14 protein-coding genes are annotated in these 20,417 nt (G+C 73.0%); 5 read left to right on the plus strand and 9 right to left on the minus strand.

Annotated elements, in window-relative coordinates:
* Positions 1-101: 101 nt before the first annotated feature.
* Together CP967_RS04255 and lplAB are read left to right on the plus strand one after the other, a co-directional pair.
* Complete coding sequence (locus CP967_RS04255; protein WP_150486641.1) at positions 102-2,402, plus strand: polyprenyl synthetase family protein; 2,301 nt, start codon at positions 102-104, stop codon at positions 2,400-2,402.
* A gap of 412 nt (positions 2,403-2,814) precedes the next feature.
* A complete protein-coding gene (lplAB, locus tag CP967_RS04260) occupies positions 2,815-3,879 on the plus strand; it encodes a lipoate-protein ligase LplAB (RefSeq protein ID WP_150486642.1) in 1,065 nt (354 codons plus the stop codon).
* Positions 3,880-3,909: 30 nt separating this feature from the next.
* Here lplAB and CP967_RS04265 read toward each other — a convergent pair whose 3' ends face one another.
* The 8 genes from CP967_RS04265 to CP967_RS04300 form a co-directional block, all read right to left on the minus strand.
* Positions 3,910-4,986, minus strand: coding sequence for a polyprenyl synthetase family protein (locus CP967_RS04265; RefSeq protein ID WP_150486643.1), 1,077 nt, complete (start codon positions 4,984-4,986; stop codon positions 3,910-3,912).
* A gap of 230 nt (positions 4,987-5,216) precedes the next feature.
* Positions 5,217-6,518, minus strand: coding sequence for an alpha/beta fold hydrolase (locus CP967_RS04270; RefSeq protein ID WP_150486644.1), 1,302 nt, complete (start codon positions 6,516-6,518; stop codon positions 5,217-5,219).
* Positions 6,519-6,736: 218 nt separating this feature from the next.
* A complete protein-coding gene (locus CP967_RS04275) occupies positions 6,737-7,795 on the minus strand; it encodes a 2,5-dihydroxypyridine 5,6-dioxygenase NicX family protein (protein WP_229888387.1) in 1,059 nt (352 codons plus the stop codon).
* Between the two features lie 69 nt (positions 7,796-7,864).
* Positions 7,865-9,445 (minus strand): OPT/YSL family transporter, encoded by a 1,581-nt coding sequence (locus CP967_RS04280; RefSeq protein ID WP_150491695.1) that lies wholly within the window; start codon positions 9,443-9,445, stop codon positions 7,865-7,867.
* A gap of 218 nt (positions 9,446-9,663) precedes the next feature.
* The gene (locus CP967_RS04285; protein ID WP_150486646.1) at positions 9,664-10,461 is read right to left on the minus strand and encodes an IclR family transcriptional regulator; all 798 of its coding nucleotides are present in this window, start codon (positions 10,459-10,461) and stop codon (positions 9,664-9,666) included.
* A gap of 548 nt (positions 10,462-11,009) precedes the next feature.
* Positions 11,010-13,229 carry an NADP-dependent isocitrate dehydrogenase gene (locus CP967_RS04290; protein ID WP_150486647.1) on the minus strand — a complete coding sequence of 740 codons (2,220 nt, stop codon included), beginning with the start codon at positions 13,227-13,229 and terminating at the stop codon, positions 11,010-11,012.
* A 99-nt stretch (positions 13,230-13,328) separates the two neighbouring features.
* A complete protein-coding gene (locus CP967_RS04295) occupies positions 13,329-14,861 on the minus strand; it encodes an amidase (RefSeq protein WP_150486648.1) in 1,533 nt (510 codons plus the stop codon).
* A gap of 130 nt (positions 14,862-14,991) precedes the next feature.
* The gene (locus CP967_RS04300; protein ID WP_150486649.1) at positions 14,992-15,366 is read right to left on the minus strand and encodes a hypothetical protein; all 375 of its coding nucleotides are present in this window, start codon (positions 15,364-15,366) and stop codon (positions 14,992-14,994) included.
* A 322-nt stretch (positions 15,367-15,688) separates the two neighbouring features.
* Between CP967_RS04300 and CP967_RS04305 the strand changes: the two genes are divergently transcribed.
* A complete protein-coding gene (locus CP967_RS04305) occupies positions 15,689-16,450 on the plus strand; it encodes a hypothetical protein (RefSeq protein WP_150486650.1) in 762 nt (253 codons plus the stop codon).
* Between the two features lie 171 nt (positions 16,451-16,621).
* On the opposite strand, the gene CP967_RS04310 is transcribed toward CP967_RS04305, so the two are convergent.
* Positions 16,622-17,356: a hypothetical protein gene (locus tag CP967_RS04310; protein WP_150486651.1), complete on the minus strand. Its 735-nt coding sequence runs from the start codon at positions 17,354-17,356 to the stop codon at positions 16,622-16,624.
* A gap of 208 nt (positions 17,357-17,564) precedes the next feature.
* Here CP967_RS04310 and CP967_RS04315 point away from each other — a divergent pair, with 208 nt between their 5' ends.
* Together CP967_RS04315 and CP967_RS04320 are read left to right on the plus strand one after the other, a co-directional pair.
* Positions 17,565-17,753, plus strand: coding sequence for a hypothetical protein (locus CP967_RS04315; protein ID WP_150486652.1), 189 nt, complete (start codon positions 17,565-17,567; stop codon positions 17,751-17,753).
* A gap of 64 nt (positions 17,754-17,817) precedes the next feature.
* Entirely contained in the window at positions 17,818-20,358 is a 2,541-nt protein-coding gene (locus CP967_RS04320; RefSeq protein WP_150486653.1) for a tetratricopeptide repeat protein, read from the plus strand.
* The last annotated feature ends 59 nt before the right edge of the window (positions 20,359-20,417 follow it).

The raw sequence follows: 20,417 nt of genomic DNA on the forward strand, positions 1-20,417 counted from the left end.
TGTGACAGGCGGCGCCGGGCAGGTAGGAAGGAACGGACCGTCCCACCCGTCCAGGACTTCGCGTCGGGCGGGAACGCACCGCCGTGCTTCGAGGAGGCTCCGTGCGGAACCAGACAGCACCGGACATGCCCGCCCCGCCCGTACGAGCGCCGAAGGGCGGGGTGCCCCTCCACCTCGCGGCGCTGTCCGACGGTGGCGCCGACCCGGACGCGGCCCACGACGACGCGGGCATGGAGTGGTGGTACGTCAATCTGCACCTCGTCACCGGCGCAGGTGAACCCCTCTCCGTCTTCGCGGCTTTCTTCCGCATCGGAGAGAGGGATGACGAGGGAGGAGTCTCGTACTCGCACACTCTGGCGGCGGCCTGGAGCGAGCCGCGGACGCGCCGCTACACCCCGCTCAGCTGCGTCGACGACGCGAACCTCACCCTGATCCGGAAGGTGCTGCACCACGACCGGGCCTACGCGCCCCGGCTGCGGGAGGCCCTGAGGCACCTGGTCTCAGCAGACCGCCCTCCGCTGCCGGATCTGCCGCTGGAGGGCGAACCGGCCGTGCGTGCCGTCCCGTTCGCGGTCGACTACGGCCCCCAGGGCAGCCTCGGCCGCGATCCCCGCGGCCGCTACCGTCTGCGCCTGCGCCATCCGGGGCGGCCCTTCGCGCTGGACTGCCGGCTCACCCCCGTGCGTCCAGCGGCGTGGCAGGGCGGGGACGGCACCGTGGCCGGACTGGGCGAGAGCGGTGAGGGCATGCGGTACTACAGCGTCACCCGTCTGGAGGCGGAGGGCACGGTCACCGTGGACGGCGCCGCGCACACCATCGCCTCGGGCAGCGCCTGGTACGACCACGAGTGGGGTCTCGACCCGATCAGCCCCGAGCGGGGATACACGCACGACGAACCCGAGTGGGACTGGTGCGGTCTCCACCTCGACGACGGTCAGGACCTCTCCGTCTCCTCCTGGCGCAGGTCCGACCGGCGTTCGGCCACCGGGCGGACGGTCGATCGCACCTCGCTCCTGGTGTCACCGGACGGTGCCGCCGGCACGCTCGACGACTGGCGGTTCGAGCCCCTGGAACGCTGGACCTCGCTCGCCACCTGCAACACGTACCCGGTCGCCTGGCGGCTGACAGCGCCCTCGCACGGTGTCGACCTCGAACTGACAGCGGCCTTCGCCGAGCAGGAGGTACGGACGATCACGGTCCACCGGGGTTTCTGGGAGGGACGCGTCGAGGTGTCCGGCCGTGCCGGGGGCCGTCCGGTCACGGGGCGGGGCTTCGTCGAGGTCAAGCCCGCCCAGGTGCTGCCCCGCATCGATCCCCTGATGGACACCATCGGCGCGGAGACCCGGGCCCAGGTCGCCCTCCTCTATCCGGCCGCGGCGAGCCCGTCCACGACGGAGTCGCTCCTCGGACCGATCGCCCCGGACCTGCTGGCGGTCCTGCCCCACGAGAGCCTGCACCGCGCGCTGATGGCACCGGTGGGTCACACCGTCGGCGGCATCGGGAAGAGCTGGCGGTCCTTCGCCCTGGTCGCGGTACTGGAAGCACTGGGTGTCAGCAGCGACCCGTACCGCCCTCTGCTCGCGGCGGTGGAACTCCTGCACACCGGCAGTCTCATGGTCGACGACGTGCAGGACGCCGCAGTGCTGCGCCGGGGCAGGCCTGCCGCGCACACCGTGTACGGAGAGGCGACGGCGCTCAACGCGGGAACGGCCGCCTACTTCGTCTTCGACCGGGTCCTGCGCGCCCTGGTGCTGTCCGACGCCGACCGGCTGCGGACCTACGAGATCCTGTGCGCGATGCTGCGGTGCGCGCACGCGGGCCAAGGGCTCGACCTCACCCGCGACTGGGCGGACGGTCCGGGGCCGGACCCGGCCCTCCTGGGAGAGCGCGTCCTGGCCGTGCACCGGCTGAAGACGGCGCTGCCGGTGCGAGCGCTGGCGGAGATCGGCGCGGCGCTCGGGAAGGCCGGCCCGGCCCAGGAGGCGGCGCTCTGCGACTACTTCGAGGCGCTCGGCCTCGGATACCAGATCGCCGACGACGTGTGGGACCTGAAGGGACACCGGGCCGCCGCCGGCGAGTTGAGGAAGGAACCGGGCGAGGACATCCGCAACGGCAGGGTGACATACCCCCTGGTGTGCGCGTTGGAGCTGCTGCCCGGCCCCGACGCCCGGTGGCTGTGGGAGCGGGTGCGCGGACGGCCGCAGGACCGGGCGGAGATCCACGCCTGCGTCCGCGCCATCACTGGATGCGGGGCCCTGGAACTCGCGTTGTCGCGGGCCGAGGAGAGGCTGGACCGCGCATGGGAAGTGCTGGAGCCCTTGCTGCCCCCGTATCCGGTCGTCGCCCTGCTGAGGTCGCTCGGTTTCTACGCGGTCACACGGGACGCCGAGCTGAACGGCTGAGGCGGGCAGATGAATTCGCCCGATCCGCACCACTCGGGTGCCCTGCGCGTGAGGACTGGAGGAGGGGCGAGCCCAGAGGTCCGAGCCCCGGGGGACGGGGCGGGCCGGGTTCCGGGACGCGCGTCCCGCCGGACTCGAACGGCCGGGGCGTCGCAGGCGGGCCGGCCGTGACACCGAGGGCCGAGCGTCTCGTGCGCCCCCCGGGGAGCAGCCGGCCCTCGTGGCCCCTGCCGCGCCCCGACAGCGGCGATGTCCCGCAGTCCGGCTTCGGCGCCGCGTATCGCTCGTCCGGGGCCGTGTACCGCTCGCCGCAGGCGAGCATTAAGGTGTAATCCGAAGGATGTACGCATCTGCCCGAATGCCGGAGCAGCAGGCTCAGGACCCGTACAGCGCACTGGAAGGAAACGAAGCCGTGCATGGCGAGTACAAGGTGCCCGGCGGCAAGCTGGTCGTCGTGGATCTGGATGTCGAGGACGGTGTCCTGCGCGATGTGCGGGTCGCCGGGGACTTCTTCCTGGAGCCGGACGAAGCGATCCTCTCGATCAACGCAGCCCTTGAGGGTTCACCCGCGTCGACGGACACCGCGGGGCTGGCCGCCCGGATCACGGCGGCGCTGCCGGAGTCGACCGTGATGCTCGGGCTGACAGCGGAGGGGGTCGGCATCGCCGTCCGGCGCGCTCTGGCCCGCGCGACCGAGTGGAGCGACTACGACTGGCAGCTGGTGCACATGGAGCCGCAGGCTCCGGCCCTGCACATGGCGCTGGACGAGGTGATCACCGCCGAGGTGGCCGCCGGGCGGCGAGCCCCGACCCTGCGGGTATGGGAGTGGGCCTCGCCCTCCGTGGTGATCGGCAGCTTCCAGTCCCTGCGGAACGAGGTGGACCCCGAAGGGGCCGCGAAGCACGGGATGACCGTGGTCCGCCGTATTTCCGGTGGCGGGGCCATGTTCGTGGAGCCCATGAGTACGATCACGTACTCCCTGTCCGTGCCGGAGTCACTGGTCACGGGTCTCTCCTTCGCGGACAGCTACGCCTACCTCGACGACTGGGTTCTCGGCGCACTCGGCGACATGGGGATCAAGGCCTGGTACCAGCCCCTGAACGACATCGCCACCGAGGCCGGCAAGATCGCCGGTGCGGCCCAGAAGCGCGTGGTCGGTCCGGACGGCGGCCCTGGAGCCGTCCTCCATCATGTGACGATGTCCTACGACATCGACGCCGACAAGATGCTCGAAGTGCTCCGCATCGGCAAGGAGAAGCTGTCCGACAAGGGGACCAAGAGCGCCAAGAAGCGGGTCGACCCGCTCCGCCGGCAGACGGGTCTCGCCCGGGAGCAGGTCATCGAGAACATGATCGCCTCCTTCCGCAACCGCTACGGGCTGACCACCGGCGCGGTCACGCCGGAAGAGATGGCCCGCGCGGAGGAGCTGGTGCGGACGAAGTTCGCGACCGAGGAGTGGACCGCCCGCGTGCCGTGACGGGCAGCGGGCACCGGCCGGGGCCCGGGTTCACCCCGCCCGTTCGACGCTCCACAGCGGCAGGTGCTCGAAGAAGGAGACCGCCTCCTCGCGCCAGCGGGGCCGCCAGCCGGCCGCCACCCGCGAGGCTTGTTCCGCGTGACGCCGCATCTCGTCCCGCAGTCCGGCCGCCACTCCCCGTTCCTCGGCGATGTCCCGCAGCGCGGCGAGTGTCTCCGGGGTGCCGGACGGGTCGCCGAGCGCGGCCTCCACCACGGCCCGCTCGGTGCCGCTCACCGCGGACAGCAGGGCGACGACGGTGTAACTGCGCCTGCCGTCCCGGATGTCGGTGCCGGTGGGCTTGCCCATCGCGGCGGGGTCGCCGAACAGGTCGAGGTAGTCGTCGCGCATCTGTCCGCAGATCCCGACCAGTCGCGCGTAGCGCCGCAGTTCGTCCTCGTACGCGGCCGGCCGCTCCCCCGCCGCCAGCAGCCCCAGCCACAGGGGGGCCAGGAGGGAGTACCGGGCCGACTTGTAGTCGGCCACACGGTGCAGGAGGTCCTCGTCCGGGGAGGGGGCGAAGTCGCGTTCCAGGTCGATGATCTGGCCCATGAACGTGTCGGCCGCCGCCCGGGTCTGCACCTCGGCCATCTCCTGCCGTACCGCGGCGGGCAGGTCCGCGTCGTGCAGCACCCGCAGGGACAGGGCGAACGCGAGGTCGCCCGCGAGGACGGTGAGTCCGAGGGCGGCCCCCGGGTGGTCCGGGAACTGCGCGCGGTAGGCGTAGTACGTGGAGGGTCCGCCCCGGCGCGTGGGGCTGTCGTCGATGAGGTCGTCGTGCACCAGGCCGTGGGTCTGCAGCAGTTCGACACTGAGCGCGGCGGCGTCCAGTCCGGCCACGGGGCGGTCCGTCACCAGGCGGGCCGCCTCGTGGAGCAGGGCCACCCGCATCCGTTTGCCCCCGCGCAGGGACAACTCCCGCAGCAGCCGCAGGCAGTCCGGTGTGAACCTGCTGGACGCCGGCGTGTCGAGGGTGGTGCCCAGCCTGTCGAAGTACTCCTCGAACAGGGCGTTGAACCGCCGCTCGTATCCGGCGACTCGTTCCAGTGCCGCCATCTGCTGGGTCATGCGGGGTTCCTCCGGTTCCGGAACGGACACACGCGGTTCCGGACCGGACACGCGTGCGCACCGGCGTGCGGGGTGGACGCACGCCGGTGCCGGTCGGTGACCTTACCGCCAGTGGCGCCGGGCCCGGTCCGGGCCGTCGCACCGCCCGGTGCCACCGGGGCGCCGGACCGCCGGTTCCCACCCCCGCTCCGTCCGTCCGGTGTCGACGGGGAAGGCCGGGTGTCTTGGGGTCAGATGTCGCCCCGGGCCATGGCCAGCAGCCGGTCGAGGACGGCTCCGTCGGCGCGTACGCCGTCGTGGGCGTGGTCCCGGGACACCCAGGTGCGCAGCCCGCGGACGGCGTCGGCGGTGGCGAGGGAGTGCTCCCGGTCGACGTACATGTCGTCGTGGTAGACCGCGGCGACCACGGGGACCTCGTTGGCGGCCAGCCGGTCCAGGTCGTAGAGGGCGGGCCAGTCGGTGCGGGCGGCCAGGATCCCGGCGGCCCCACGCAGCGGGACGAGCGCCGGATCCTCCTCGAACTGCCAGGGGTAGACCATCTCCCCGGTGAAGCGCAGGGGTGTGCCCGGTGCCGCGTCGAAGGCGGGGAACTCCTCCCGGATCCGGTGGGCGGACCAGTCGGTGGCGCGGGCGCCCTGGGCGTAGATGGGTTCGTGGAGCGCCGCGTAGAGGGGGCGTTCGGCGAAGGAGACCGTGGCCTCCACGCCCCGCAGGAAGGTGTCGGTGAGTTCCGGGCCGGCCGCTCCGTCGGTGAAGGCGGTCTCCAGCAGGTAGTGGAGCGAGTCGAACTTCGCCGAGGTGCCGAAGGTGATGCCGAGCGTCTGGAACCGCCGCACCGTGAGCCGCTCCCCGGTGGGCATGCGCACGTCGTGGGCGTCCAGGTGGGCGGCGACGGCGGCGGCGAGCGCCTGGTCCCCCGGGTAGCGCGCGAAGTAGCGCTCGTTGTGGGCGAGGGTACGGGCGTAGGCGGCGCGGTACACGTCGTCGGCGTGGCCGGTCAGGGTCGGCAGACCACCGGTGATGTACGCCTGGCTGAGCCCTTCGGGGGCGAGGCTGAGGTAGGTGAGGGTGGCGAAACCGCCGAAGCTCTGCCCGAGGACGCTCCAGGGCCGGTCCCCCTGGAGGTGGCGGCGCAGCAGTTCGGCGTCCCGGACGATGGAGTCGGCGCGGAAGTGGCCGAGGTGGCCGGCCGCCGCCGCGTGGTCGGAGCCGAAGCGGGCGAGGGTGCGCCGGTCCACGGGCGCCGAACGCCCGGTGCCGCGCTGGTCCATGAGGACGACCCGGTGGCCTTCGAGTGCGCGCCGGAGCCAGGCCCCCGCCGCGTTCGGGCGTTCCGCGCGGCCGCCGGGGCCGCCCTGGAGCCAGAGCAGCCGGGGCAGGTCCTCGTGCTCGCGGCCTTCGGCGACGACCTCGCGGGCGAAGAGGCCGAGGGTCCCGGAACCGGGTGTGCGGTGGTCGAGGGGCACGTCGAGGGTGTGGTCGGTGCAGACCAGGCCGCCGTGGCGGTAGGAGACGAGCGGGGGTGTGGACATGGCGCTCCTTGTCGCGTCACGGGGTGCCCGTCACCGCGCGGGGACGGGGGGCCGGGGGGCCGGGGGGCCGGGACGAACAGTCGGGGAAGGACCGGGGCGAACGGTCGGGGAAAGGGCGGAACAAACGGTCGGGGAAGGACCGGGGCGAACGGATCGGGGAAGGACCGGGGCGAACGGCGCGGGCGGGCCGGCGGTCCGGCCTGCCCGCGCCCGGCCGCTCAGTAGCCGGCGACGCCCAGTTCCCGGCAGATCTCGACGAGTTCGGGGTGGACGTAGCGCCCGTTCTCCTCGATCGCGACGCCGTCCAGGTAGATGGACGGGCCGAGCACGCTGCCGTCGGTGTGGGCCGCGGCGACCCACGGTTCGCCGCCGATCCACGCGCCCTTCGTGCCGATGCCGAGTTCGACGCATCCGAAGACCCGCTCGTCCTCGACGATGCGGCCGGTCGGGGCGAGTACGCCCGGGTTGAAGCCCAGCGACCAGTGGGCGATCCGGAACATGTTCGGGTCGTCGAAGGACTCCATCCAGCGGCGGAAGGTGTCGGCGTCGGCGCCGCCCTCGATCTTGGTGACGACGCCCTTCTCGACGGTGCAGCGGACCGGGGAGCGCAGCAGGCCGATCTCGTCCGGCGGCCACAGGGCTCCGTCGAAGACGAGGACGCCGTCCTGGGTCTCCTCCAGGGGGTTCCAGGAGATCTGGCCGGACAGCATGACCGTTTCGCCGGGCTTCTCCGCGGGCTTGCCGCGCAGGTTGATCGGCCGGTCGCCGTTGCGGCCGACGAGGTCGGTGCCGTTGGCGGAGGTGATGCGTACCTCGTCGGCGGCCTCCAGGAGCGCGACGAGGGCCTTGCCGAGGCGGATGACGCCCTGGAAGTCGGGGCGTCCGACGGTGGCGACCAGCATCTGGACGTCCATGGCGGTGAGGTTGGTGTAGCGGCAGCCGTTGGCCATGGCGGCGCGGAAGGCGTCGGAGTGCATGACGTAGGAGACGGCGAACTCGATCCACACGTCGGCGTCGGCTATCGCGCCGGCCACGGGGCGGGGCGGCTCCATCGAGGCGCCGGGCATCGTCTCGTACCAGACGATGACGGGGTGGGCGCCGGCCGCGGCGACGGCCTGTGCGGTGGCCTCCACCACCCGGCGGTCGCTGCTGGTGTCACCGGTGAGGACGACGTGCTCCCCGCGCTTGACGAGCATGACCTCCTCGACCAGCTTGCGTGCGGCCAGGGCCAGTTCGAAGCTGAGGTACTCCGGACGCGGTTCGAGCCTGCTGTACATGTCCACGGTGGGGGTTCTCCTTGCCTTGCGGGTGGTGCGGGTGGTGCGGGGATGGTCTGTGGGGCGGGCTCAGGTCTTGAGGATCTGGGCGGAGTCGCCGAGCGAGCTGCCCGCGATCACTCCGGCGCCGATGAGGTTGAGTTCCTCGTCGGCGGCGGGGCCGCGCAGCTTGCGGTAGCCGATGCGGACGGCGAGCGCGCCGAGCACCAGCCAGCAGGCCTGGGGGGTGAGGATGAGGAGGCCGGTGGCCAGCATCACGCCCATCTGCCGGCGGGTGCCGCCGATCAGCTGGATCGCGGCGCCGGGAACGGCCCAGAGCAGCATGGTGCGTACGGCGTCGGGGTCGCTGAGGCCGCTCTTGATGGTGTCGGCGTACACCTTGGCGACGGGCGGGATGAGTCCCTGGCCGAAGTAGGAGCGCCAGGCGACGGCCACGACGGCCAGGGCGACGCCGAAGCCGATCAGGGCGGCCAGGAACTGCTGGCGGCGGCCTTCGCGCTCGTAGGGGTCCCAGGGGCGGTGGTCGCGTCGCAGCAGCCAGCCCGCCTTGAGGTCGTAGCCCATGTCGGCGAAGGCGGGGCCGGTGGCGGAGACGTATCCGATCAGCAGGGCCAGCGGCACCGAGGGGATGCCCATGGCGAGGCCGAGGACGAGGAAGATCAGGGTGACCGCGAACGACGGGAACCAGCCGGACTGCATGGCCGCGAGGCCGACGATCAGCTCGTGGACCAGGGCGGCGAAGGCCGCGAAGAGGACCCAGCCGACGATGCCGAGCGGGCTCATGTCGCCGATCAGACCGCCGAGGACCGCGAGGAGGACGGCGCCGGCGGTGAACAGCGCGTAGCCGCGGATCAGGGCGAGCCGCAGCCCCCGCTCGTCGACGGTGTACGCGGTGGTCGGGTCGGGCTCGGGCACGGCGAGGGTGCTCGCCGGCTCCCGGGGAGGCTTGTTGCGTGTGCGTGCGCGACGGCCCATCAGCATGTGGACGGCCTGTCCGAGGGCGACGATGCCCGCGCCGACCATCACGCCGTGCGGGATGAACCCGGAGCCGAGATCGGTGCCGAAGAGGTCCGGGCTGTACTGGCGCAGCATCAGGCCGACGCCGAACATCATCAGTGCCCAGACGTTGCCGAGGAAGGCGACCCCCGCGGCGGAGAGCGGCAGGCTGAAGAGGGTTCCGGCCAGACCGACGGCGGTTCCGCCGGCGAGGACGAGGGCGCGGCGCCCTCCCTTGTCACCGGCCTTGATGGTCTCGGCCGCGGCGGTTCCGGGCGGCCAGGCGGCGTCGGCGGGCAGCAGCCGGGAGCCGAAGGCGCGGTAGAGCACCCAGGCGTCCACAAGCAGGCCGGCGAACGATCCGGCGAGCATCGGCCAGACCAGGTCCTGGCGCCCGAAGACGTAGGGGATGGCCACGGAGGTCAGCAGGGCGTTCGCCGATGCGAAGGTGGCCGCCGAGATCGCGCTCTGGGCGAGGTTCTGCCGGTGCACGGACCGCATCCGGCGCAGGAAGCCGAGCGGGATGCGGCCGATCAGCATCGCGACGAGCGCGCCGACGACCGAGGTGTTGGCGGAGATGCCCAGCTTGGAGACCAGGTCGATACCGATGACGGCGCCGACGGCGGCGAGCACCACCAGGATGACCAGCAGCACGGGTTCGAACACGCGCGGGTGGGAGCCCGTGTCGTCGGGACGGGAGCCGGACGGTGGTGGTTCGCGGTGCGGGGCGGAGGCTTGGTGCGCCACGGGGCACCCCCTTCGGTGAGCAGGACTGGGGAGACGCTGTCCCCCGGTCGGCGCGCGCGGGCATGGCGGGGCGCACCGGCGGCGCCGTGCGCCGCGGGATCGAGCGGTATGCGGTTGGGGCCGGTTCAGCCGCCGAGTGCCGCGGTGACCTCCGCGGCTCCGGCGCGTACCAGCGGTACGAGTGTGCCGACGGCCCGGTCCACCCGGTGGGAGGGGCCGATGACGGTGAGGGAGGCGGCGACGGCGCCTCCCTGGAGGACCGGGGCGGAGACCGCGGTGACGGCCTCGTCGTATTCCCCGTAGCTGACGCAGTGCCCGTCGGCACGGACCCGGGCGTAGCAGGTGAACAGGGCGTCCAGGTCGGTGATGGTGCGGTCGTTGAACCGGGCGAGGCCGGTGGGGCCGAACATCTGGCGGATCTCGCGTTCGGGGTGGTGCGCGAAGATCGCGTGCCCGGAGGCTCCGGCGTGTCCGGGCATGACCGCGCCGATGATCGCGGTGTAGCGGACCGGCCCGGTACCGTCGACCGCGGCCGCGCAGCGGTAGCCGGCACCGTGCGGGACGTTCAGGACGACGCTCTCGCCCGTCTCGCGCAGCATCCGTGCGAGTACGGGCCGGGCCAGCGAGGGGAGCACCCCGCTGTACTCGCTCACCCGGGCGAGCCGGGAGAGCGCCGGGCCCGGGCGGTAGCGGCGGGTGGTGGAGTCACAGAGCAGGAAACCGCGGGCGGCCAGGGTGGTGAGCAGGCGCTGGACGACAGCCTTGTCCCAGCCGTGATGGCGTGAGAGTTCGCTGACGCCCCACTCGGGGCGCTGCTCGGTGAAGGTGAGCAGGACCACCAGGGCACGGTCCACGGTCTGCAGGACGCCGGGCGCCTGGGGTGGGGAGCCGGCCTGAGGGGTGTCGCCGCCGTGGTCCGCCATGGGCCCGCCTCCTTCGTTCTGTGCATGTCGTACGCCCACCGGCGGGTCTCGGAACCGGCCCGATCGGTGCGGAAAACGCAACGCCGTTGCTTTTTCTGGCGAAAGAATGCGGGTGTATTGACCAGGTGTCAAGAGTTCTCAGGCAATTCATCCACGGTCCGCCGGGATCTCCCCAAAGGACGGGGAACGGCACGGGCGGCGTACCCGGACGGGTGCGGCACGGAGGGCGGTGGCCGCGGGCGGTGATGCGGGCGCAGGGCGTACGGGAGCAGGACCTGTACGGGGGGGGTAGGCGGCGCGGGCCCGTACGGGAGGCAGGAGGGCGGCGCGGGCCCGTACGGGAGGCACAGGAGGCGGCGCGGGGAGCCCTCTGTACGGGAGTCAAGGAGGCGGGGAGGCGTACCCGGAGCGGGAAGCGGGGGCGAGATGGGCCTCGGCGGGGTTCCTCCCGGACGGGCCCCGCGCACGCACGGCCGCCCCGGCGGGCGCAGGGCCTGCCGGGGCGGTCGGGTGGTGCGGGGTCGCGCCCGTGCCGGGCGCGGGGCGGGTCAGCCCAGCGAGGCGATGGCCTCGTTGAACGTGGCCGACGGGCGCATGACGGCCGCGGCCTTGGCCGGGTCGGGCTGGTAGTAGCCGCCGATGTCGGCCGGCTTGCCCTGGACGGCGATCAGCTCGTCGACGATGGTCTGCTCCTGCTCGCCCAGCGTCTTGGCGAGCGGCCCGAACGCCTCCGCCAGCTTGGCGTCGTCGGTCTGCTTCGCCAGCTCCTGGGCCCAGTACAGGGCCAGGTAGAAGTGGCTGCCGCGGTTGTCGATGCCGCCGAGGCGACGGCTGGGCGACTTGTCCTCGTTGAGGAACGTGGCGGTCGCACGGTCCAGGGTGTCCGCGAGGACCTGGGCGCGGGCGTTGCCGGTGGTCTGCGCGAGGTGCTCGAAGCTGACCGCGAGGGCGAGGAACTCGCCCAGGCTGTCCCAGCGCAGGTAGTCCTCCTTGACGAGCTGCTGGACGTGCTTCGGCGCGGAACCGCCGGCGCCCGTCTCGAACAGGCCGCCGCCGTTCATCAGGGGGACGACGGACAGCATCTTGGCGCTGGTGCCCAGCTCCAGGATCGGGAAGAGGTCCGTGAGGTAGTCACGGAGGACGTTGCCGGTGACGGAGATGGTGTCCTCGCCGCGGCGGATGCGCTCCAGCGAGAAGGCGGTGGCCTCCTGCGGGGTCATGATCTCGATCTGCAGGCCGTCGGTGTCGTGGTCGGCCAGGTAGGTCCTGACCTTGGCGATGAGCTGCGCGTCGTGGGCGCGGTCCTCGTCGAGCCAGAAGACGGCCGGGCTGCCGGTGGCGCGGGCACGGGTGACGGCCAGCTTGACCCAGTCCTGGATCGGGAGGTCCTTGGTCTGGCACATCCGGAAGATGTCACCGGCACCGACGGCCTGCTCCAGCACCGCGTTGCCGGCGGCGTCGACGACGCGGACCGTGCCCGTGGCCGGGATCTCGAAGGTCTTGTCGTGGCTGCCGTACTCCTCGGCCTTCTGCGCCATGAGGCCGACGTTGGGCACCGAGCCCATCGTGGACGGGTCGAAGGCGCCGTTGGCGCGGCAGTCGTCGATGACGACCTGGTAGACACCGGCGTAGCTGCTGTCCGGCAGGACGGCGATGGTGTCGGCCTCCTGGCCGTCCGGGCCCCACATGTGGCCGGAGGTGCGGATCATGGCCGGCATCGACGCGTCGACGATGACGTCGCTGGGGACGTGCAGGTTGGTGATGCCCTTGTCGGAGTCGACCATCGCCAGGGCCGGGCCCTCGGCGAGCTCGGCGTCGAAGGACGCCTTGATCTTCGCGCCGTCGGGCAGCGCCTCCAGGCCCTTGAGGATGCCGCCGAGCCCGTCGTTCGGGGTCAGACCGGCGGCGGCGAGCGTCTCACCGTACTCGGCGAAGGTCTTCGGGAAGAACGCGCGCACCACGTGACCGAAGATGATCGGGTCGGAGACCTTCATCATCGTGGCCTTGAGGTGCACGGAGAACAGCACGTCCTCCGCCTTGGCACGGGCGATCTGCGCGGTGATGAACTCGCGCAGCGCGGCGACCCGCATCACGGAGGCGTCGACGACCTCGCCCGCGAGGACGGGTACGGACTCCCGCAGGACGGTGGTGGTGCCGTCGTCACCGGCCAGCTCGATGCGCAGGCTGCCGGGCTCGGCGATGACGGCGGACTTCTCGGTGGACCGGAAGTCGTCGACGCCCATGGTGGCGACGTTCGTCTTGGAGTCGGCGGTCCAGGCGCCCATGCGGTGCGGGTGCGTCTTGGCGTAGTTCTTGACCGACGCGGGGGCGCGGCGGTCGGAGTTGCCCTCGCGCAGGACCGGGTTGACGGCGCTGCCCTTGACCTTGTCGTAGCGGGCGCGGACGTCCTTGTCCTCGTCGTTCTTCGGGTCGTCCGGGTAGTCCGGCAGCGCGTAGCCCTGCGCCTGGAGCTCCGCGATCGCGGCCTTCAGCTGCGGAATGGAAGCCGAGATGTTCGGCAGCTTGATGATGTTGGCGCCGGGAGCCTTGGCCAGCTCGCCGAGCTCGGCGAGTGCGTCATCGATACGCTGGTCGGCCTTCAGACGCTCCGGGAAACTGGCGATGATCCGTCCGGCCAGCGAGATGTCACGGCTCTCCACCGAGACACCCGCGGTCGAGGCGTATGCCTCGACGACAGGCAGGAACGAGTACGTCGCCAGGGCAGGGGCCTCGTCGGTGTGCGTATAGATGATGGTCGAGTCAGTCACCGGGTGCTCCGCTCCACGTCTGCAACATTGCTTGACATCAAGATATCTCGTGAGCGCCCCCCTCTCCACAGCGGCCCGCCCCCGTCTCACCGGACGCGCTCACTCCGCTCCGGGCGGCCCTCCCTCTCCGGCCGTGGCCGGTGTCCCGGTGGCGGGCGGCCTGCGCTCGTACCAGCGGCGGTCGGCCTCCAGCTGGGCGGCGAGGGAGATGAGCCGGGCTTCGCTGCGGGAGGGCCCCAGCAGCTGGGCGCCCAGCGGCAGGCCGTCCTGGGTGAAGCCGGCGGGGACGTTGACTCCGGGCCAGCCCAGTACGTTCCAGGGCCAGGCGTACGGGCAGGCGGCGGTGATGGCGAGGTCGGTGCGCCAGGCGCTCAGACCGTCGAAGGCGCCGATACGGGGCGGCGGGGCCGCGGTGGTCGGGGTGAGCAGCACGTCGTACCCCCTCCCGCCGCCGTGCCCCGCCTGGTACGGGTCGAAGAACGCGCCGATCCGCCGGTGCTGGCGCACCTCCCGGGCGCGGGCGGCCCGCACCACCCGGCCGCCGAGCCGCGTCCCGGTGCGCAGGGCGCTGCGGGTGCGCGGGTCCAGCAGCGCCGGTTCGGGGTGGGCCGCGGCCAGTTCCGCGATGCCGGCGGTGGCGCGGGGGACGAAAGAGAGGCCGATCAGCCCGTACCGGGGGCGGGCCTCCTCGACGTGGTGGCCGAGCCGGGCCAGCGCCTCGGCAAGCGCGGTGACGGCACGCACGACCTCGGGGTGCGGTGCGTTGCGGGTGAGGGTGAGCGGCGGGCGCAGGGCGAGGCCGATGCGCAGTCTGCCGGGATCCCGGCGGGCCGCGGCCGAGGCGTCGACGGCGGGCGGGCGGTGGGGGTCGCCGGGGTGCGGTCCGGCCGCGGCGTCCAGCAGCAGGGCGGCGTCGGCCACCGTACGCGCGAGGGGTCCGTTGACGGTGAGGCCCTGGAAGGCGTCGCTGTTCGGGTGGACGGAGATCCGGCCGCGCTGCGGTTTGATGCCCACGAGATGGGTCCAGGCGGCGGGGATCCGGATGGACCCCGCCCCGTCGGAGCCCAGGGCCGCGGGGACCAGTCCGGCGGCGACGGCCGCGGCCGAACCGCCGGAGGAACCGCCGGGCGTGCGGGTGGTGTCCCACGGGTTGCGGGTGGCGCCGAAGGCGGGCCCCTCGGTGAAGGGCCACTGGCCCAGTTCGCAGGAGTTGGTCTTGCCGACGACGACGGCACCCGCGGCCCGCAGTCGGCGGACCGCCTCCCCGTCGGCGGTGGCGGGGGGCAGCGCGCCGTCGCAGCCGAAGTAGGTGGGCATACCGGCGACATCGGTGTCGTCCTTGACGGCGACCGGCACGCCGAGCAGCGGCAGCCGCTCCCCCGAGGCGAGCCTCCGGTCCGCCTCGGCGGCCTCGGCGAGTGCCGCCTCGGCCCGCAGGTGCCGGAAGGCGTTGAGGGTGGGGTCCGCCGCCTCGATGCGGCTGAGCGCCGCCGCGACGAGCGCCGTGGACGAGGTGTGCCCGCCGGCCAGCTGCCGGACGGCGTCCACCAGTCCGGCGGCCTCGGCCGGGGTGTCCGGCCGCTGCTTTCGCCCGTGCGGTCCGGTGCGTCCGACGGGATCCGCTGAGGACATCGCTGCCGCCTCCTCGGTCCGCCGGGGCACCGGCGCGCCGGACTCCCCGGGGCCGCCCAGACGGATCTACCGGAGGGTAACGAGGTGGGGCGGTCCGCTCAAGCAGGCCGGCCCCCCTCTGTCCGGAGTTCTACGGCCGTACGTGGATCTCGCCGATGCCCGTCCCGAGCCCGGCGCAGTGCGCAGTCGACTGCCCGGACTGCCCCGGGCTCAGCGTGACGTGCTCGCCGTCCACGTCCGGGGACCAGCCGCAGACCAGGTGGACCCAGAAGGTCTGCGTGGTGGAGCCGTTGTTCCGGCACAGGGCGTACCCGGTGTGGTCGTCGACGGCGTGCTTCCCGGTGTCGCAGGAGAGCCCTTGCGGGGCCGCGGCGGCGGTCCTCGCGGCGGTCGCGGCGGCGGACGTCGCGGCGGTCGCCGGTACGGCCTGCACGAGGACGGCTGCCATGACGGCGGCACTTCCCGGCAGCACGCGGACGGATTTCCCCCGGAACGGCTTGTTCATGTCTTCCCCTTGGTCTTCCGAGCCCCGGCGCGGCGGCCGGTGATCTTCGCGGCGAACCCTTCCCACGCGCCGTAGCAGAAAACAGCTCAGGGCCTCACCCTCCGCACACGCTCATCGCCGCGCAGGCAACCGCCGGCGGGCGTACGCTCGCCCGTAGGGAGACAGCCATTCGCAGGGACCCTGGGCAGGGCGTCCGCCGAAGCCCCGGGAGGGCTCCCCCGCCGCCCCGGGAGGGGGCCTGCGGGCCCCGGCTGCAGGACGCGCCCGGGGATCCGGGCGAGGTGTACGGAATTTCCGAGCAGGATGCCCCCGAGGAGGCGTTGTGACCGGACAGCGCATGGCCGGCCGCGTCAGCGGTGTGGCGGTGGCGGTGGTGCTGACCGTCGCGACCGGTGCGGTGGCCCGGGCCGACGACGGCTTCGAGTCCCTTCCCGCGCGGCAGATCGCCGACCGCTCCCGCGACGCGCTGCTGGATGCCCGGTCCCTCCGTCTGCACAGCCGGGGTGATCTCGGGAAGGGCGGACCGGCGATGACGGTCGATCTCTCCCTGGACCGGGACGGCAACTGCGCGGGCCGTGTGGACCTGGGTGACGACCAGGGGACGGTGGAGATCGTCAAACGGGGCGACGCGGTCTGGCTGAAACCCAACGCCGATTTCTGGGAGAACCAGGTCCCCGTGGGTGGCACCACCTTCGAGGCGGTCCTCGCCGGCAGGTACATGAAGGGGGACGCCTCGGACTCCCGGCTGCGCCCGGTGGTCGAGGCGTGTGATCTGGACACCTTCCGCGCGCTGGTGTCCGACAACGCCGACAGCTCCTCCGGGACGCTCACCAAGAAGCCGGTGACGCGGGTGGAGGACACCCGCACCGTGCCCGTCACCCGCACCGTCCACGACCGGGAACTGACGGTCTACGTCGACACCGGGGGCAGGCACTACCCGGTGCGGCTCACCGTGCACGGTGCGGGGGCCGACGCGGCCGTGGACTTCTCCGGCTTCGACGAACCGGTGCCCGCGTCCACCCCGTCCCCCGAGGACACGGTGGACGTCAGTGCTCTGCTCGGCCGGTCCCCCGCGCCTTCGTGAACGGGGTGCTCGGCACCGCGTACAGCACCTGGGACGAGGCCGGACCCACGGAGAAGAGCACCGGCCCGGCGAGCCGGCGGACTCCGGCACCGGGGCCAGGACGCGGGGGAGCACGCCGGCCCCGGGCCCGGCCCTGACCGGACCGTCCGCCCCGGCCTGACCGTGCGCCGTCTACACCGGGACGCGAGCGTCTCCGGCCGGCCCGCCGGGGTACGCGAGCTTGGCCCGGTAGTACGTTTCGGCGGCGTCGGCGAACTTGTTGACGAAGTGGGCGTTGATCGCGCCCCCCGCCACCGCGCCGAGGAACGGCACGATGCCCGTGACCGCCTTCGAGCCGAGCATCACCGAGAACTTCAGCGCTATCGCGTGCGCCTTCATCTGGAGAAGCGGCTTGGTCAGCTTCGCCGCCATCTTGCCCCCGCCCTTTCCGGCCACCTTCCCCGCCACCGCAGTCACCACCGTGTGCCCGCCCTGCGTCAGGACCTGCGTCATCACAGCCTGCGCGAACGTCGGATAGGCCGCGTTGAGGGCGATCAGGCCCGCCGCGCCGCCCGAGGCGGCCGCCGTGACGCTCAGGGCGTCCCGTTCCACCGCCCCCGACCACAGTCCCAGGATGATCGCCAGGTCCTCCTCGGCCTCCACCACGGCGCCCAGTTTGTAGCCGATGCCCCAGGCGCAGACGGCCATCTTGCGCAGCAGGACGGCGAAGTCGGCGGCCAGTGTGGCGATGTGGGCCACCGGTATCGCCATCGCGGCCGCGCCGGCCGCCGCCGCCTGCGCGATCTGGGACGCCCGCCAGCCCGACAGGGTCTTGTAGTTCGTCACCGCCCGCGCCGCCGCGCTGCTGTCCCCACCCACGCTGTTGAAGGCCTTCAGGAACATTTCCGCCGTGATGTCGGCTGCCATGGCCCACTCTCCCAACGTTCCCCCGCCCGCCCTCTACGGGCACCACCCCGTACTGTCCCGGCCCTGACAGGCGCAAACTCGCCCGCTGACTTCCGGCCGCGTCCGACAGCCGTCCGAGTTCGGTGTCGGACACCCGGCGGGCCCCCAGCCTTGGACTACGTCACCGGGGACCGCCCGGGACGCATGCCGCCCGGGGAGGAGCCCCGTGATGGACCTGGTTCATCTGTCCGACATCCTGCTGAGTCATCTGACCGACCTCGTCCCGTACTTGCAGTTCGTCGCCGCGGCCGGCGGGGCGGCGGCCACCGTACGCCGGGCCGCCCGCGCGGGTCGCCGCCGGCTGAACGCCCGCCGCGCCCCGGACACCGAGGCGAGCCGCACCACCGCCGCAGACTGAACGACGGCGCAGAATTCGCAGGAACGGCAGTGCCCCCGCGCACCGCCGTTCCTACGATTGACCCGTGACCGACGAAGAGAACGGCCGAGCCCCGCGCCGCGGACCGTCCCCCGGCCAGACACCCCGCGAATGGTTCGCCGGACTGCTGCGCGCCCACATCGAGGAGCACGGCGGGGGCTCGTACGAGGAGCTCGTGGAGGCCACCGAACAGGCACACCTGCGCGTGGCCAAGTCGACGCTCGGCGACGCCCTCTCCGGCAAGCGCACCCCACGCCCGGAGACCGTCCAGAACCTGGTGACCGCGCTGCACCACCGGCAGGGGCTGCCCGGCGAACCCGAACTGCGCGGCTGGGAGCGCGACTACGAACACCTCATGGACCTCCAGTCCGACCGGCGCACCGGCACCCGCTCGGCCGCCGACGCCCGCGCCGCCTCCGAGGGCCGCACCTGGCCGCGCCGGTTCGGCCCGCTGCCCGAACCCGCCCACGCCTTCCTGGCCCGGCCCGGGCTGCGCGTGCCACCGGGCCCGGGACGGTTCCTGCTCACCGGAGCGGGCGGTGTCGGCAAGACGCAGACGGCCGCCGAGCACGTCCGCGAACGCCTCACGGCCGGCGACCTGGACCTCGTCGTCTGGGTGACGGCCACCACCCGCGAGGACATCGTGGCCGGTCTCGCCGAAGCCGCCGCCGAACTCACCGGCAGCACCGGGCCGAGCGCCGAACTCACCGCAGCACGGCTCGAACGCTGGCTGGCCGGCACCCGCCGCACCTGGTGGGTGGTCCTTGACGACCTCGCCCGGCCCCAGGACCTCGAAGGACTGTGGCCGCCGCACTCCGCCAACGGAGTCACGCTGGTGACGACGCGCCGGCAGGACGCGGCCCTCCAGGCCCGCGGCACCGTCATCGGCCTCGCTCTCTTCGACGCACACGAATCCCTGGCCTACCTCACCTCCCGCCTCGGCACTTACCACACACCCCCCGAAGCCCTCGCCGGCCTCGCCGATGACCTCGGCCACCTGCCCCTCGCACTCGCGCAGGCAGCAACCTTCCTCCTCGACAACGAGATGAGCCCGGCCGAATACCGCACCCGCCTCGCCCGCGAAGGCGCCCGCCTCGCGGACCTGGTGCCCGACGGCGCACTCCCCGACGGTTACCCACTGCCCCTCTCAGCCACCTGGGCCCTGTCGGTCCGGCGGGCCGACGAGCTGCGCCCCAGCGGCGTCGCCGGACCCGTCATGCACGTCCTCAGCCTCCTGGACGGCACCGGCGTCCCCGGCGAACTCCTTGCCACCCCCGCCCTGTCCGCGCTTGCCCCGCACCCCTGCGAGGCCGCGGCCCGCGACGAGGTCCACGACGCGGTGCACAACCTGCGGCGCCTGAGCCTCCTCTCCGTCGACACCACCACACCCCGTACGCCGCCGGGTCCCGGCGCCGGACCCGGCCCGGCCGGCACGCTCGCCGGCAAGGCGATACGCGTCCACACCCTGACCCAGCACGCCACCCGCGACCTGCTGGACCCGTCCGAACGCCGTACCGCAGCGGGCTTCGCCGCCCAGGCCCTCGTCGAGGGCTGGCAGACCCCACACCTCCCCGCCCGCCTCGACCGGGCCCTGCGCGCCAACGCCTTCGCCCTCGCCGGCCACGCCCAGGACGAACTGCTCGTCCCCGCACCCCACCCCGTCCTCTACCGCATGGGCCACAGCCTCGGCGACTCCGGCCAGGCGAGCGCGGCGCTGCGCCACTTCCGCCGCCTGCGCGAGGTCGTCGACGCCCGCTTCGCACCGGACGACGAGATCAGCCTCGACACCCGGGGACACCTCGCGTGGTGGCAGGCGAAGGCGGGCGACCCCACCGGCGCGGCCCGCGCCTACGCCTCCCTCTACGCGGACCAGGACCGTCTGTACCCGCCCGACCACCCCGGCCTGCTCCAGACCCGCCAGAGCGCCGCCGTCTGGCAGGGTGCGGCCGGCGACCCCCACGCGGCCGTCATCGAACTGAAACACCTGTATGAACTACGCATCAGCCTTGGCCGGGCCGCCGACCGCGACACCGTCAGCAACCGCAACCACCTCGCCAACTTCCTCGCGGCCTCCGGAGACCACGCCGGAGCCCTGGCCCTGCACGAGGCCGCCTGGCGCGAGGACGAGGCACGCCTCGGCCCCGGCCATCCGGACGTCCTGCGCGCCCGCTCGGCCGCCATGCACCACCGAGGAGAACTCGGCGACGTGGCAAGCGCGCTCGCCGCCCTGCGGGACCTCCTCGAAGTCCAGCAGGCCGACGATCCCGAAGGCCCCGACACCTTCGCCACCCGCGCCCGCATCGCCGACTGGACCGGACGCGACGGCGACCCCACCCAGGCCGTCGCCCTGCTGGGGCCGCTCCTCGCCGACCGCCTGCGCGTGATGGGCCCGGAGCACCCCCACACCCTGGGCACCCGCATGGACCTGGCCCGTTGGCGTACGGCCGCCGGCGAACCGGCCCGTGCCGCGACCGAGCTCACCGAGCTGCTGGCCGACGAGGAGGAACTCCTCGGCCTGGACCATCCCGCCCTCCCGGTCACCCGCGCCGCCCTCGCCGACGCCCTGGAGAAACTCCGCCACCACTGACCGGCCGGAAGCCATGTCCGTACCGCCCGCCGGCGGCCGTCCGTGATGGACCGGCGGAA

Source organism: Streptomyces nitrosporeus (assembly GCF_008704555.1).
Classification (GTDB): Bacteria; Actinomycetota; Actinomycetes; order Streptomycetales; family Streptomycetaceae; genus Streptomyces; species Streptomyces nitrosporeus.

What these genes read in the sequence shown, in the direction of transcription:
- CP967_RS04265 (WP_150486643.1), bottom strand. Translation starts at nt 4,986, where the DNA reads ATGACCCAGCAGATGGCGGCACTGGAACGAGTCGCCGGATACGAGCGG.
- CP967_RS04270 (WP_150486644.1), bottom strand. Translation starts at nt 6,518, where the DNA reads ATGTCCACACCCCCGCTCGTCTCCTACCGCCACGGCGGCCTGGTCTGC.
- CP967_RS04275 (WP_229888387.1), bottom strand. Translation starts at nt 7,795, where the DNA reads ATGTACAGCAGGCTCGAACCGCGTCCGGAGTACCTCAGCTTCGAACTG.
- CP967_RS04285 (WP_150486646.1), bottom strand. Translation starts at nt 10,461, where the DNA reads ATGGCGGACCACGGCGGCGACACCCCTCAGGCCGGCTCCCCACCCCAG.
- CP967_RS04295 (WP_150486648.1), bottom strand. Translation starts at nt 14,861, where the DNA reads ATGTCCTCAGCGGATCCCGTCGGACGCACCGGACCGCACGGGCGAAAG.
- CP967_RS04300 (WP_150486649.1), bottom strand. Translation starts at nt 15,366, where the DNA reads ATGAACAAGCCGTTCCGGGGGAAATCCGTCCGCGTGCTGCCGGGAAGT.
- CP967_RS04310 (WP_150486651.1), bottom strand. Translation starts at nt 17,356, where the DNA reads ATGGCAGCCGACATCACGGCGGAAATGTTCCTGAAGGCCTTCAACAGC.
- CP967_RS04315 (WP_150486652.1), top strand. Translation starts at nt 17,565, where the DNA reads ATGGACCTGGTTCATCTGTCCGACATCCTGCTGAGTCATCTGACCGAC.